At 58.9% G+C, this 14,292-nt stretch carries 13 protein-coding genes; 6 read left to right on the top strand and 7 right to left on the bottom strand.

The features are described from left to right. Window positions 1-6: 6 nt before the first annotated feature. The 4 genes from AEQ63_RS19220 to yaaA all read right to left on the bottom strand — a co-directional run bounded on the left by AEQ63_RS19220 (window position 7) and on the right by yaaA (window position 5,697). On the bottom strand, window positions 7-1,176 hold the full coding sequence (locus AEQ63_RS19220) for an alginate biosynthesis protein Alg44 (protein ID WP_042607703.1): 1,170 nt from the start codon (window positions 1,174-1,176) through the stop codon (window positions 7-9). A gap of 35 nt (window positions 1,177-1,211) precedes the next feature. After that, a complete protein-coding gene (gene alg8 / locus AEQ63_RS19215) occupies window positions 1,212-2,693 on the bottom strand; it encodes a mannuronan synthase (protein ID WP_161806094.1) in 1,482 nt (493 codons plus the stop codon). Window positions 2,694-2,791: 98 nt separating this feature from the next. Then, complete coding sequence (locus AEQ63_RS19210) at window positions 2,792-4,108, bottom strand: nucleotide sugar dehydrogenase (protein WP_042607705.1); 1,317 nt, start codon at window positions 4,106-4,108, stop codon at window positions 2,792-2,794. An 809-nt stretch (window positions 4,109-4,917) separates the two neighbouring features. Next, window positions 4,918-5,697, bottom strand: a complete 780-nt coding sequence (gene yaaA / locus AEQ63_RS19205) for a peroxide stress protein YaaA (RefSeq protein WP_064364416.1) — start codon at window positions 5,695-5,697, stop codon at window positions 4,918-4,920. Between the two features lie 257 nt (window positions 5,698-5,954). Here yaaA and AEQ63_RS19200 point away from each other — a divergent pair, with 257 nt between their 5' ends. The 6 genes from AEQ63_RS19200 (at window position 5,955) to AEQ63_RS19175 (ending at window position 11,253) form a co-directional block, all read left to right on the top strand. Then, window positions 5,955-7,079 (top strand): polysaccharide deacetylase family protein, encoded by a 1,125-nt coding sequence (locus AEQ63_RS19200; protein WP_042607707.1) that lies wholly within the window; start codon window positions 5,955-5,957, stop codon window positions 7,077-7,079. Between the two features lie 338 nt (window positions 7,080-7,417). After that, entirely contained in the window at window positions 7,418-8,812 is a 1,395-nt protein-coding gene (locus AEQ63_RS19195; protein WP_042607708.1) for a PhoH family protein, read from the top strand. 236 nt (window positions 8,813-9,048) lie between these two features. Beyond that, window positions 9,049-9,522 carry a cyclic pyranopterin monophosphate synthase MoaC gene (gene moaC, locus AEQ63_RS19190; RefSeq protein ID WP_064364415.1) on the top strand — a complete coding sequence of 158 codons (474 nt, stop codon included), beginning with the start codon at window positions 9,049-9,051 and terminating at the stop codon, window positions 9,520-9,522. After that, window positions 9,519-9,761, top strand: coding sequence for a MoaD/ThiS family protein (locus tag AEQ63_RS19185; RefSeq protein ID WP_042607710.1), 243 nt, complete (start codon window positions 9,519-9,521; stop codon window positions 9,759-9,761). Before moaC ends, AEQ63_RS19185 begins: the two co-directional genes overlap by 4 nt. A gap of 2 nt (window positions 9,762-9,763) precedes the next feature. Continuing rightward, window positions 9,764-10,216, top strand: coding sequence for a molybdopterin synthase catalytic subunit MoaE (moaE, locus tag AEQ63_RS19180; protein ID WP_064364414.1), 453 nt, complete (start codon window positions 9,764-9,766; stop codon window positions 10,214-10,216). Window positions 10,217-10,476: 260 nt separating this feature from the next. After that, on the top strand, window positions 10,477-11,253 hold the full coding sequence (locus AEQ63_RS19175) for an ABC transporter substrate-binding protein (protein ID WP_064364413.1): 777 nt from the start codon (window positions 10,477-10,479) through the stop codon (window positions 11,251-11,253). An 83-nt stretch (window positions 11,254-11,336) separates the two neighbouring features. Here AEQ63_RS19175 and AEQ63_RS19170 read toward each other — a convergent pair whose 3' ends face one another. From AEQ63_RS19170 to AEQ63_RS19160, 3 genes are all read right to left on the bottom strand, one after another. Beyond that, window positions 11,337-11,963, bottom strand: a complete 627-nt coding sequence (locus AEQ63_RS19170) for a helix-turn-helix transcriptional regulator (protein WP_042607713.1) — start codon at window positions 11,961-11,963, stop codon at window positions 11,337-11,339. Between the two features lie 84 nt (window positions 11,964-12,047). Further along, entirely contained in the window at window positions 12,048-13,175 is a 1,128-nt protein-coding gene (locus tag AEQ63_RS19165) for an NAD(P)/FAD-dependent oxidoreductase (RefSeq protein WP_064364412.1), read from the bottom strand. A gap of 131 nt (window positions 13,176-13,306) precedes the next feature. Beyond that, a complete protein-coding gene (locus AEQ63_RS19160) occupies window positions 13,307-14,260 on the bottom strand; it encodes an ornithine cyclodeaminase family protein (protein ID WP_064364411.1) in 954 nt (317 codons plus the stop codon). Window positions 14,261-14,292 lie beyond the last annotated feature (32 nt).

Below are 14,292 nucleotides of genomic sequence, written 5' to 3'. Positions count from 1 at the left end.
CTCGACTTAAAGACCGGCAGCCATGGCTTTGTCGATCAGCCAGTTCAGGTTCGGGCCACGGTCGCTGTTCACTTCCACCGGGCGGCCGGCGAGGCTGCTGTCGAGCGGCTCGTCTGGCTGGATCTGCACGCGGATGTCGGAGGACAGGTCGGCGCTCTTCAGGCTGGTGCTGCTGACGATCTTGCCGGTGCGGGTCTTGTCTTCGCCGGCGATCTGGAAGCTGACTGGTGTACCCGGACGCACGTCGCCGAACTGGCGATAGGAGAAGCGTGCTTCAACGTTGGCCTGGGTGTTGCGCGGCACCAACTGGAAGATCACGTCGCCCTTGCTCGCGTACTGACCGTCAGCCACCAGTTGCTGGGCCACGGTGCAGTCGCACGGCGAAGTCAGGGTGCCGGTCATTTGCTTGCCGAACAATTCTTCAACCTTGGCCGGGGCCAGTTGATCTTCGGCCAGATGGCCCTTGAGCACGTCGAGCATGCTGGTGCTGAAGGTCGCCAGCGGTGCGCCTTTGGCAGCGACGCCGTCGGACTTGACCAGACTTTGCACGGTGCCGTCGCGCGGCATGGTGATGTTCATCCCCGGCACGCTGACCAGACCGGCCTGCGCATGGCTGACGAAGTACATGCCGTACACCGACTTGAAGATGAAACCGGCAGCGACCAGGCCGACAGCGAAAATACCGGCGCTGAAGGTCACCGCTTTCAGACGGCCGAACGGGGTCATGCCGGTATCGTCGGTCTTGTTCTTGCGCGCCTTGGTGAAGTTGTCGCGCTGCAGGGTCGCCAGCACTTCGCCGATGCTGACGATGTCGCCGGCCAGGTGCGAAGTGATCAGGTGGCGCAGAGTGGAAATGTCCTGCGGCTCGAGGTTCTGGAACTGGCAGCCGGCACGGCCGGTAGCGCGATCAAAGGAGCGCACCTGCAGTTCAACGTCCATGGCCAGGCCGAGGTTGTCGATGACGAATTGCAGACGCGCCTTGTACACCTCGCCGATGGTCAGCGGCATCTGCCCGGCGTTGAACGCCAGACCGCCAGCGGACAGATCGAGGACCCGCGCTTCGAGCGGAGTCCGGTCAGGGCCGAAGAAACGCAGCTTGGCCGGGATTTTCACGCGAGCGTGCTGGCGCTGGGCTTCGGATTCATGCACTACGTTGACGTTGACGGCGGTATTCATAGGGGCGATTTCCTTGTTAATTCAATAGGAGCGGGTCAGACCATCATCAGCAGCACGGCGACAAAAATGCTGCCGGCGGAGAAGGTCATGGTCCGAGACGACCAGGTGTTGAACCAACGTTGAAAGCTGGCGAGATCACGGGTCAGGGATGTGGGCTGGCGAGTCCAGGATTGTTGGTCGAGGCGGAAGAACACGTAGATCTTCACCAGGGCGCCAACGATCTGGTTGTAATACAGAATCGCCGGGTAAGCAGGGCCGATACGGTGGCCGGAACACGACAGCAACAGCGTCAGGATCAGGCGGGTGATGCCGATCCACAGCAGGTACACGAGGATGAACGCGGTGCCGTATTTGAAGCTGGCGATCAGTGCCACGGTCAGACCGAGCAGCGAGGTCCACATCGACACGCGCTGGTCGAACAGCACCACCGAGGTGAACACGCCGAGGCGACGGATACCCAGGCCCAGTGCGCGCGAGTTCTGGCGCAGATTGTTGCCGTACCAGCGGAACATCAGCTTGCGGCTGGCCTTGATGAAGCTCTTTTCCGGCGGGTGCTCAACGGTGTTGATCGCGGCGTCCGGCACGTAGAAGGTGTCGTAACCCAGGCGCATCAGGCTGAACCAGCTCGACTTGTCGTCACCGGTCAGGAACTTGAAACGGCCCAGACGCCAGTGTTGCAGCGAGTCGCTTTCAACGTCGGCGATGAATTCCGGATTGGTCACCACGGAGGCTTTGAACACCGACATCCGACCGGTCATGGTCAGTACGCGCTTGGACAGGGCCATCGAGCACATGTTGATGTGGCGCTGGGCGAAACGCAGCTTGTGCCATTCGCTCATGATGTAGCCGCCGCGCACTTCGCAGAACTCGTTGGTGGTCAGGCCGCCGACATTGCCGAACAGCTGGAACCACGGCACGGTCTTGCGCACGACGCCTTCGCCGAGCACGGTGTCGCCGTCGATCACGGCCACCACGGCACGGTCGTCCGGCAGGTGACGGGAGATCGCGCGGAATCCGAACGCCAGACCATCGCGCTTGCCGGTGCCGGGAATGCGTACGAAGTCGAGCTTGACTCGCTCCGGCGGATTCATCCGCGCCCACAGTGCCTTGACCAGCAACTCGTCGGACATTTCCACGATCGAGCAGACAATGGTGGTCGGCAGTTCGCAGTCGATGGCTTCGCGGATCACCGAGCTGTAGACCTGCGCGGTTGTCAGCGCGTCAATACGGAAGCTGGTGACCATCAGAAACACATGCGACGGGTCGGCCGCTTTACCCAGCTTGCGTACTTTGCGACGCAGGTGCGGGTAAACGATGTAGAGAAAAATCATGCCGCGCACAAAGTGCGTTGCACCCATCGAGTAGCGCCAGATACCCACGGCGCCAATCAGGAAAATGAAGTCCTTCGACTCGGAGTCGAATGTGGACGTGGGCAGCATCAAGGCCAGGCCCATCAGCAGACTGAGATAAAAAAGCCAGCCGGCTGATTGCAGAAAAAAATGTTTGAGCTTGGTCATAACCGTCATCCGAAGGTGAGAAGGCTTCAAGCCGCAAGCTTCGAGCTGCAAGCGAAACGCTTTGGCTTGCAGCTCGAGGCTTGTCGCTTAGGGCTGCTTTACCAGCAGATGCCTTCGGTGCGGCTACCGGCGCTGGTGGCTTTGGACATGAAGCCCACCAGGTCGATGACTTGCTTGCCTTGCGGCGCTTCGTGGGCCAGCGAACGGAATTTCTCGTCGCGGTTACCGAGGATGATCACGTCGGAGTTGTTGATCACCGAGTCGAAGTCCGAGTTGAGCAGGGACGACACGTGCGGAATCTTCGATTCGATGTAGTCCTTGTTCGCACCGTGGACGCGGGCGTACTCGACGTTGCTGTCGTAGATGCTCAGGTCGTAGCCCTTGCCGATCAGCATTTCCGCCAGTTCGACCAGCGGGCTTTCGCGCAGGTCGTCGGTGCCGGCCTTGAAGCTCAGACCGAGCAGGGCGACTTTGCGTTTGTCATGGCTTTCAACGATGTCGAAAGCGTTCTGCACTTGCGATTCGTTGCTGCGCATCAGCGAGTTGAGCAGCGGTGCTTCGACGTCCAGGGAGCCGGCGCGGTAGGTCAGCGCACGTACGTCCTTGGGCAGGCACGAACCGCCGAAAGCGAAGCCCGGGCGCATGTAGTACTGGGACAGGTTCAGTGTCTTGTCCTGGCAGACCACGTCCATCACTTCACGGCCATCGACGCCGACCGCTTTGGCGATGTTGCCGATCTCGTTGGCGAAGGTCACTTTGGTGGCGTGCCAGACGTTGCAGGTGTACTTGATCATCTCGGCAACGGCGATGTCCTTGCGGATGATCGGTGCGTCGAGTTCTTCGTACAGCGATTGCAGAACGTCGCCCGACGCGGTATCGAACTCGCCGATGACGGTCATCGGTGGGTGATCGTAGTCGGCGATGGCGGTGGATTCACGCAGGAATTCCGGGTTGACCGCTACGCCGAAATCGACGCCAGCCTTCTTGCCCGAGCAGTCTTCCAGAATCGGGATTACCACGTTGGCCACGGTGCCTGGCAGCACGGTGCTGCGTACGACGATGGTGTGACGGGTGGTTTTTTCACGCAGGACAAAACCGATCTCGCGGCACACGGCCTCGATGTAGTTCAGTTCCAGGTCGCCGTTCTTTTTGCTTGGCGTGCCGACGCAGATCATCGACAGGTCAGTATCACGAATCGCCTCGGCGAAGTTGGTCGTACCGCGCAGACGAGCGGTCTGGACGCCCTGTTGCAGAAGTTCGCCCAGGCCCGGTTCAACGATTGGCGATTTGCCGGCGTTAATCATGTCGATCTTGTCTTTGGCAACGTCGACGCCAACTACGTCATGGCCCCGTGCAGACAGGCAACCGGCACATACTGCGCCAACGTAACCCAAACCAAATATGCTGATGCGCATCGCAATTACCTCTGTATATATCTGGCCTTAGATGGCCGGAGTTAATGGTGTTCAGCGGTCACTAGTGCACTCGAAAGTGCGGCTTACAGGCGCCACAATGCCGTGTGCAGGCATACAAAGTTCCGAGTGTCTAATAAATGCACTCAAGAAGTGCGCAACTAGGCCTTGTTGTTATGACTTGCCCTGTTATGCAGCCGATCTTCCGTGCGGGAAGACTCTTGTGCAGTTATGTAGCCTGCTCGACGTCGGGTAGGGGGCCCGTAAATCAAGCAGTTAGGTGCTCAGGCGAGCACGTTTATAGGGGCGCGGCCTTGGCCTTAGTAGGGGATATTAATGGTGCGTATCTCCTGTCCTTCGATTGTTTTGAGACTCGTTAGTCACTCAGGCAAGTTGGTGTGACAACTTGGTTACATGGCTATCAGCTCTGCGTAAGTTATCTCGTACAAACTCGGCGAGAATCGTTACCGGTGGTATGAGCAACGCATTTGGACATAGTTCCAGCCCGCTCATCGTGCCACCCGAAATTTTTTGAAATATTGACCAAGATGGCACTGAGAGCAAATTGATAGCACTAGCGACTTGGGCCTTTATTGATCGAGGTGAAAACGGGGTCGATAGTTTTGTGCCACTACGGGTAAAAAATTTAGGTGCCACTACTGAAAAAAAACTTGAGTGTCGAGTGAAACTAAAATTAGAAAACAGGTCGTGGTTTTATTGGCGCCATGAAATTGGCGATATGCTGCGGGGGGATTTTGACTTCGGGCGGACTGCACGACTCCCAGAGAAAAGAGTCGTGCAAAGGGCATGCTTTATTCCGGGGCGTGGTCGCGTAAAAACACCAGATTGTCGGGTTTCGATTGCTCGGCGCTGTAGCGATAACCCTGCACATTGAACTGCTTGAGCTGAGCCGGGTCGTTGATGCGTTCCTGAATCACAAAACGGCTCATCAGGCCGCGCGCTTTCTTCGCGTAGAAACTGATGATTTTGTACTGGCCGTTCTTCTGGTCCTTGAACTCGGTGTTGATGATCCGCGCCTTCAGAGCGTTGCGCTTGACCGCGGAAAAGTACTCGTTTGATGCAAGGTTGAGCAGCACGTCATCGCCTTGCTCGGCCAGCGCCTCATTCAGCCATTCGCTGATGCGCGTGCCCCAGAACGCATACAGATCCTTGCCACGGGCGTTGGCCAGTTTGGTGCCCATTTCCAGACGATACGGTTGCATCAGGTCCAGCGGGCGCAGCAGGCCATAAAGGCCGGAGAGCATGCGCAAGTGCTTTTGCGCGTAATCGAATTGCGCCTCGCTGAAGGATTGAGCGTCAAGGCCGGTATACACGTCACCCTTGAATGCGAGCAGGGCCTGCTTGGCGTTCTCTGGGGTAAAGGCTGGCGTCCAGCTGCCGAATCGCGCGGCATTGAGGCCACCGATCTTGTCGGACACGTGCATCAATTCGCTGATCTGCGCCGGGCTCAGCTCGCGCAGCTGCTGGATCAACTCCTGGGAATGGTCGAGGTATTGCGGCTGGGTGAAGCGCTGGGTCGCCGGCGGTGTTTCGTAGTCGAGAGTCTTGGCGGGGGAAATCACCATCAGCATGAAGTCGTCTCCTTTAATCGTGGGGGCGATTCTAGGGGGTTGTCCTTGTTGACTCCAGCTATGAGCGTGATAGGTGATCGGTGGTGTCATGGAACAAGATCGCAGCCTTCGGCAGCTCCTACAGATTGCGCTCGAGATGAAACCGCAATGAATTCAATGGGGACAGGTAGGAGCTGCCGAAGGCTGCGATCTTTTGATCTTTGTTTTGATCCACCCGCGATATAGTGCCGCGCGGGTTTTGTTATGGAGGCATCCCTTTGCGCATTGTTCTTTTATTCACCGCGTGGCTGCTGAGCTACGCGGCCTTGGCGGCGCCCGGCGATGCGGCGACGCTGGACCGCACGACCTGGCCGGAGCAGTTGAGCAATCCGACCTTGTTCGACGTCGCGTCTCGGGCGGAAATCCTCATGTTCGCTCGCGGCCTGCTCGGCACCGAATCCATCGACGAGGCGGCACTCGCCCAGCGCCTGGGCCTGCGCACGGTCAATATCGATGCGATCAATCAGTTGCGCCAGCGTCTCTGGCAGCGCTTGCTGACCAATTACAATCACGCCCAGCAAAGCTGCGATCAGGACGCCTCGTTCTGCTTCCTCGTCGAAGACCTGCCGACTCTGCGCGAGCAGGCCGCCAAGTTCGTGGTCAGCGACGACAGTTATTACACCAAATGGGCCGAGCCGAGCCGGATCTTCCATTTGCAGTATCTGGACGAGCTGATGCGCAAGGCCGCGCTGTCGCCGCAAACCAGCAATGAATTCGATCGTTTCGGTGACTACGAGCGTAACGGCGAAGACATGCACGACCGGCTGTTTCTGCTGACTTTCGACAGCGCCGCCAACCTGCAACCGGACAACACCGACTGGCTGACCGAATATCTGCGTAAATCGAATCTGAGCGGAACATTTTTCGTCTTGGGCAAGGATATCCAGGCGCGGCTCGCCGGCCGTTCGGTCAGCAGCCTGCAAGCGAGCTTCTCCCGGCAGTGCGTTGGCGTGCAGGGCTGGGAATTCCGCTCCCACAGCCATTGGCAGGACTGGCAGGATTCGGTACGGCGCAGCGCCGATCTGGTGAAGAACAAACTGCCGGAAAACTTCGTGCCGCTGTTCCGTCCGCCGGATGGCCAGCGCCGCAGCGACGCGCAAGGTTTCTTCAATACCCAGGGCCTGCAAGTGGCGCTGTGGGACATCGATGCTCAAGACGGCGCGGGCAAGCTCAAGGGCCCGGCCAGCGCGCAGCGGGTGTTGACCCTGATGCTGTTGTGGCGTCACGGGGTGATCAATTTCAACATGAAACAGGACGCCGTGAAGACTTCGCTGCCGTGGCTGATCACCCAGACTGCGCAGAGCGGTATCGGTTGGGAAGACTGCCAGGACGCGTTTCGTTGAGAAACTAAACAAAGCCCGGAAACATTGGGCTTGGGGTGATTTTTGACGGGAATTCGATGCAGGCGGACTTCCGACTTTAGCGGTGTCTGGGGAGTCCGCCAAGGCCTTTTCGTCACTCTGCAAAATAAACTTAAAAAAACCGTCAAAGTACTTTTTTATGTCATCGGTTTTGGAGTATTACGAAGACAGACCGCCGAAACCTGCAACACAGGTGGCGTCTTCCCAGACTCCTATTGTGTGCAGTTCATCCAGGCCCTCGTGGATGAATTCGGCAGTCACCTCGAGGCGCAGCACTGTCACGGTATTGCGTCGAATGGCTCCCACATAGGTGACCGAGTATGGATGATCACGGACGCAGCCCTTCCTCCAACCAGCCAATCCTGTATGTACTCGATACCAACGTATTGATTCACGATCCAAATGCCCTGCTGAATTTCGAAGAACACCACGTCGCCATCCCGATGACCGTGCTGGAAGAGCTGGACAAGCTCAAGAGCGGCCATCACAGCGTGGCCGCCGAATGCCGCCAGGCGATCCGCCTGATCGACAAGACCCTGGGCGACGCGTCTCCCGAAGATGTTGAGCTCGGTGTGCCGATCCAGCGTGGCAAGGGCGGGCCGAAGGGCTTGCTGTCAATTCTGATGAGCAAGCAGGCCGAGTCGAATCTGATTCTGCCCGAGCACCTGAACGACAACAAAATCATCAACCAACTGATCGATCTGCACACTCGCGATCCGCAGAAACCGGTGGTGCTGGTCACCAAAGACATCAACATGCGCCTCAAGGCGCGCGCCTGCGGCATCGACGCCGAGGACTACAGCACCGACCAATTGGTCGATGACGTGTCCCTGCTGCCCAATGGCTACCACAACATGACCGGCTCCTTCTGGGACCGCGTGAGCAAGGTCGAAACCCGCCAGGACCATGGCCGCACCTGGCACCAGGTGCAGTTGATCGACAACCTGCCAGCAGTGCATATCAACGAATTCATTATCGACGAGCAGGGCTTTGTCGGCTGGATCAAGGAAATCCAGGAAGACAAACTGCTGATCCTCGACCTGCATCAGGAACCGCTGCTGCATCAGGAGGCGTGGGGGCTGAAGCCGCGCGACATCTATCAGAGTCTGGCGCTGTACGCGTTGCTTGATCCGGACATTCATCTGGTCAACCTGTCCGGCGCCGCCGGTTCGGGTAAAACCATCCTGGCGCTGGCCGCTGCGATCGAGCAGACCATGGTCAGCAAGCGCTACCGCCGCATCATCGCCACCCGCAGCGTGCAGGGTCTGGATCAGGAAATCGGTTTCCTGCCCGGCACCGAAGCGGAAAAAATGGAGCCTTGGCTGGGCGCCATCACCGACAACCTCGAAGCCTTGCACATGGATGACGAGAACACCCATGGCAGCGTCGACTACATCCTCAGCAAAGTGCCGTTGCAGTTCAAATCGCTCAACTACATTCGCGGTCGCAGCTTCCAGCAGAGCCTGATCCTGATCGACGAATGCCAGAACCTCACGCCGCACCAGATGAAGACCATCATCACCCGTGCCGGCGCCGGTTCCAAAGTGGTGTGCCTGGGTAACCTGGCACAGATCGATACCCCTTACCTGTCCGCGACCAGCTCCGGGCTGACCTACCTGACCGAACGCTTCAAGGATTTCCCCAACGGTGTGCACATCACCCTGCAAGGGGTGCCTCGCTCGATCCTGGCCGAATACGCCGAATCGCATTTGTAATCCTTCACCCAAAACCGGGCGGCCAGTCGGCCGCCCGTTTTTATGGCCTATGCAAATCAAAATGTAGGAGTGAGCCTGCTCGCGATAGCGGTCGATCAGTCGACATCAATGTTGAATACCAGACCGCTATCGCGAGCAGGCTCACTCCTACAGGTGATAGCGGTGATTTCATAATCAGTGATGCGGATATCTGACCCACAGGTTTACAATCCACGCTCCTGATCAGGAGTAATCCCGTGCTGACTCATCTCGATTCCCAAGGTCGCGCCAACATGGTCGACGTCACTGAAAAAGCCGTGACGTTCCGTGAAGCGACGGCTCAAGCGCTGGTGCGCATGCTCCCTGAAACCCTGCAGATGATCGTCAGCGGCGGCCATCCCAAAGGTGATGTGTTCGCCGTGGCACGCATTGCCGGGATTCAGGCAGCGAAGAAAACCAGCGATCTGATTCCGCTGTGCCATCCGCTGATGCTGACGGGCGTCAAAGTCGAACTCAGCGCCGAAGGCGAAGACAGCGTGCGCATCGTCGCCCGCTGCAAGTTGTCCGGGCAGACCGGCGTCGAAATGGAGGCGCTGACCGCCGCCAGTGTCGCCGCCCTGACCATCTATGACATGTGCAAAGCCGTCGATCGTGGCATGACCATCGAAAGCGTGCGTCTGCTGGAAAAAGTCGGCGGCAAGAGCGGCCATTTCCAAGCGGAGCCGGCATGAAACTGACCGTGAAGTTTTTTGCCCGTTACCGCGAGGCGCTGGGCGTGGATTCAGTCGTGGTTGAAGGCGATTTCGCTAGCGTCGATGACGTTCGCGCATTGTTGGCGCAACGTGATGGCGCTGAGGTGTTGAGCGAGCAGAACCTGATGTGCGCACGCAACGAGGATCTTTGTCAGCTTGACGAGCCAGTGACCGATGGCGACGAAGTGGCGTTTTTTCCAACTGTGACCGGGGGCTGAACATGGCGATTCGCGTGCAGGCCATGCCGTTCGATCCGGGCGCTGAAGTCAATGCGATGCACGCGGCCAATGTGGGCGTCGGTGCGGTGGTGAGCTTTGTCGGTTACGTGCGCGACTTCAACGACGGGCTCGACGTCGCGGGGATGTTTCTCGAGCACTACCCGGGCATGACCGAAAAAGCCCTCGGCAAGATCGCTGTCGAAGCGCAGCAGCGCTGGCCGCTGCTGAAACTGGAAGTGCTGCACCGCATCGGCGCGCTGGAGCCGGGCGAGCCGATCGTCTTCGTCGGCGCCGCCAGCGCCCATCGCCAGGCCGCGTTCGATGCCTGCGCGTTCGTCATGGACTACCTGAAAACCCGCGCGCCGTTCTGGAAGAAAGAAAACACCAGCGATGGGCCCCGTTGGGTTGAGGGGCGGGACAGTGATCATGTGGCTGCGGATCGCTGGAAGAAGTAAGTTCTGTATTGCCCTCAAATCCGCTATCGCGAGCAGGCTCACTCCTACAGGGGAACGCATTGCAAATGTAGGAGTGAGCCTGCTCGCGAAGGCGTCATCTGCAACACCGAAATCCTCCCTCTCTACCCGATTGACGATTTGTACCTGAGAGTCCAGTATGGATTTCCAAGTACAAAAAAAGCTTCTGTCTTGCAGCTAATAGCTTGCCGCTTGTAGCTGCTTTCTTGCCAAACCAACAACAACTTCGCGAGAGAACGAACATGAAGAAACTTCCCCTCATCACCGGTCTGGCCCTCAGCCTGTTGGCCTCCGCCAGCGTGTTCGCCGCCGAGAAAACCCTGCGCATCGGCATCGAAGCGGCCTATCCGCCGTTCGCGTCGAAAACCGACAAGGGTGAAATCGTCGGTTTCGACTACGACATCGGCAATGCCTTGTGTGCGCAGATGAAGGTCAAGTGTGTGTGGGTCGAAGGTGAGTTCGACGGGCTGATTCCTTCGCTGAAAGTGAAGAAGATCGACATGGCGCTGTCGTCGATGACCATCAACGAAGATCGCAAGAAGTCAGTGGATTTCAGCCATAAGTACTACTTCACATCCTCGCGCCTGGTGATGAAGGAAGGCGCCAGCGTCGATGATCAGTACGCCAGCCTCAAAGGCAAGAATGTTGGCGTGCAGCGTGCGACCACCACTGATCGTTATGCCACCGAGGTGTTCGAACCCAAGGGCATCAACGTCAAGCGCTACAGCAATAACGAAGAAATCTACATGGACCTGGCGGCGGGGCGCCTCGATGCGATTTTCGCCGACACCATTCCGCTCAATGACTTCCTGTCGATGCCCCGCGGCAAGGGTTATGCGTTTGTCGGTCCGGAGTTGAAGGATCCCAAGTATGTCGGTGAAGGCGCGGGGATTGCGGTGCGCAAGGGCAATGCCGAGCTGGTCAGCCAGTTGAACAGCGCCATCGACGGGATTCGCGCGAGTGGCGAGTATCAGAAGATTTCCCAGAAGTATTTCAAGACCGATATCTACGGCGACTGATAAAAAGATCGCAGCCTTCGGCAGCTCCTACATGGGAATGCGCTCTCCTGTAGGAGCTGCCGAAGGCTGCGATCTTTTGCTTTTCAGCCCTTCAATTCCTTCAAATGCTTGTACACCGTCGCCCGGCCCATGTTCAGCACATTGGCCACGTAGTTCGAGGCGCTTTTGCCCTTGAACGCGCCCTCGGCGTGCAGCGCCAGCACCAGTTCGCGTTTGTGATCACGGGTCAGCAGGTTCAGGCTCAACTGCCGCTCGCGCAGCCACGCGTGGAGGAAGGTGTTGATGCGTTCCTGCCAGTCATCACGGAACAGTGAGTCCGGCTGCGGAATCAGTTTGCTCGGCGACAGAAACAGGTCGAGTGCCGCTTTGGCGTTCTCGAACAGGGAAATATTCAGATTGATGCACAGCACTGCGAGCGGTCGATCTTCACTGTCGCGCAGCACAGTGCTCAGGCTGCGAATCTTCTGACCGTCCCAGTTGAGCTTTTCGTACGGGCCGATGTTTCTTTCGCTGACCTCCTCGCTGAGCATGTCTTCCAGCGAGGAGTCGTCGCCGATTTCACGCTTGGACAGGTTGTTGGCGATGTAGTCGACCTTCTGCGTGCGCAGGTCGTGCAGCACCACCTCGGCATGGGGAAAGAACAGCGTGGCGATGGCATCGGCGATGGCGCGGAAGTTATCCAGCGCCGGGTCGAATTCGGGGGCGGTCATGACAGTGGAACTCCAGGCAGCGTCAGCGCCCCATGTGCCGGGGCGCTGCGAGTGTGCCGCAATCTCTTGGGCGAGTCGATGCGATCACCCCAGTCGGGCGGGGGAGAGCATGGCGCTGTCCAGACCGAATTGCTGCAGCTGCTCGGGGAACGGCTCGCCGCGCACCAGCGCCGCACTGGCCTGACCCATCGCCGGCGACGTCTGAATGCCGTAACCGCCCTGTGCCGCAACCCAGAACAGCCCCGGCACTTTTGAATCGAAACCGCTGAGCAGATCACCGTCGGCAACGAAACTGCGCAGCCCGGCCCAGGTGCGGGTCGGGCGGCGGATGGTCAGTGTGGTGGCTTCTTCGATCTGATAAATACCCATGGCGATGTCGAGTTCTTCCGGCTGCACGTCGTGCGGTTCAACCGGGTCGGCGTTGGCCGGCGAGCCGAGGAACATGCCGGCGTCGGGCTTCATGTAGAAGGATTCGTCGAGGCTGACCAGCATCGGCCAGTGATGAATATCCACGCCTTCAGGACCGGCAAAGATAAACGCAGCACGACGTTTCGGTTGCAGACCCAGCGGCTGCGCACCGGCCAGGGCGCCGATCCTGTCGGCCCAGGCACCGGCGGCGTTGATCAGCACCGGTGCGCTGAACGTCTCGCCGTTGGTTTGCACGATCCACAGGCCATCGGCATCGCGATCCAGGCCAAGCACTTCGCAATCGGTGTGGACTTCGCCGTGGTTGCGCCGGATGCCGCGCAGGTAGCCCTGATGCAGCGCGTCGGTGTCGATGTCGCACGCCGAAGGATCGTAGATCGCACCGTGGACTTTATCCCGGCGCAGGATCGGCAGGCGTGCGCAGGCTTCGTCGGCGCTGAGCAGCTGCATCTGCGGCACGGTGGCTTTGGCGCTGAGGTATTGGTTGTTCAGTTCGGCAGGGTCGCCGATGAAGTCGACGGTCATTTCGCCGCGTGGGGTCAGTAGCGGATGCTCGCAGAAGCCGCTGGGAGGATTGTCGAAGAACGCGCGGCTGGCCTGAGTGAGTGCGCGTACCTGAGCGGTGCCGTAGGCGGCGGTGTACAGCGCGGCGGAACGACCGGTGGAGTGATAGCCGGGATGGGTTTCACGTTCGAGCACGATCACTTTGCCGTGCGGCGCCAGCCAGAACCCGGTGGAAGCGCCGGCAATCCCGCCGCCGATGATGATGAAATCTGCGTGGTTCATGAAACTCTCCGGTGTGTACGCGATATCCAGAAATGACGTCGCCCCCTGTAGGAGTGAGCCTGCTCGCGATAGCGGTCGATCAGCCGACATCAATATCGAATGTCAGACCGCTATCGCGAGCAGGCTCACTCCTACAAGGGATTTGTGGTGAGGTGATAAACGGCATTGGCCAAGGCAATGTCTTCTAGGCCCAGACCGATCGAACGGAAAAACACATGCCGCTGGTAATCAGGGCGCAGGACTTTGTCGCTGAGCAAATCCGCCAGATCGCCCACAATCGATTCCTTGTGCCATCCATGTTGCTCAGCGGCAATCAACATCTCACCCGCCGACCCCGGCGTGGTCTGACGATAGTCGCAGAACACCTGCATGTCGTTGAGGCTGCCCGGCGGCACTTCATGTGCGCGGGGGGCGTTGGTGCTGATCGAGGTGATCAGCGCCGGTTTGCTCAATTCGGCAGGATCGATCACCGGCCCGGCAGACGAGGTGCAGAGCATGATCACGTCAGCTTCGGCGATAGCGGCCTCGCGGCTGTCGGCAATCTTCAGTTGCGGCGCGATGGTCCTCAACACGGCCTGTATCTCAGGATCTTCCAGCAGCGACGGCGAGTACACGCTGATGCTTTGCCATTCGCGCAAGGTTTTGACGTAATGCAGATGCGCCTGAGCGACTTTCCCGCTGCCGATGATCGCCAGTCGTTGGGCATTCGCCGGTGCGAGGGCGTCAACCGCCACTGCCGTGGTCGCGGCGGTGCGCGCGGTGGTCAGTTCGCCGGCATCGCAGAGCAGTAGCGGTTGGCCGGTTTTCATCGACATCAACAATGTCCACGCCGTCACCAGCGCACCCTGCTCACGAACGATATACGGCGAAGTCTTCACGCCGTACACGCCGTCCTCGGCCAGCACGCCCAGATAATTGATGAAGTCGCCGGCGCCCTGTGGGAATTCCACTAACTGCTGAGCTGGCTGCACGGCGTTACCGGCCGCCAGATCACGGAACAGTTTGCGCAGGATCTGCGGCACGTCGATTCGCGTCAGTAGATCACGGGCCAGGGCTTGATCGATCACGTACGGGGTACCGGACATCTCGCTCTCCAAAGATAAACTTATTTTTCCAT

Origin of the sequence: Pseudomonas sp. RIT-PI-o, assembly GCF_001297215.1 — a bacterium.
In the GTDB taxonomy this organism is placed as follows: domain Bacteria; phylum Pseudomonadota; class Gammaproteobacteria; order Pseudomonadales; family Pseudomonadaceae; genus Aquipseudomonas; species Aquipseudomonas moraviensis_A.
The sequence above is the reverse complement of the archived record's forward strand: the minus strand, read 5'-3'. Positions and strand labels throughout refer to the sequence as shown.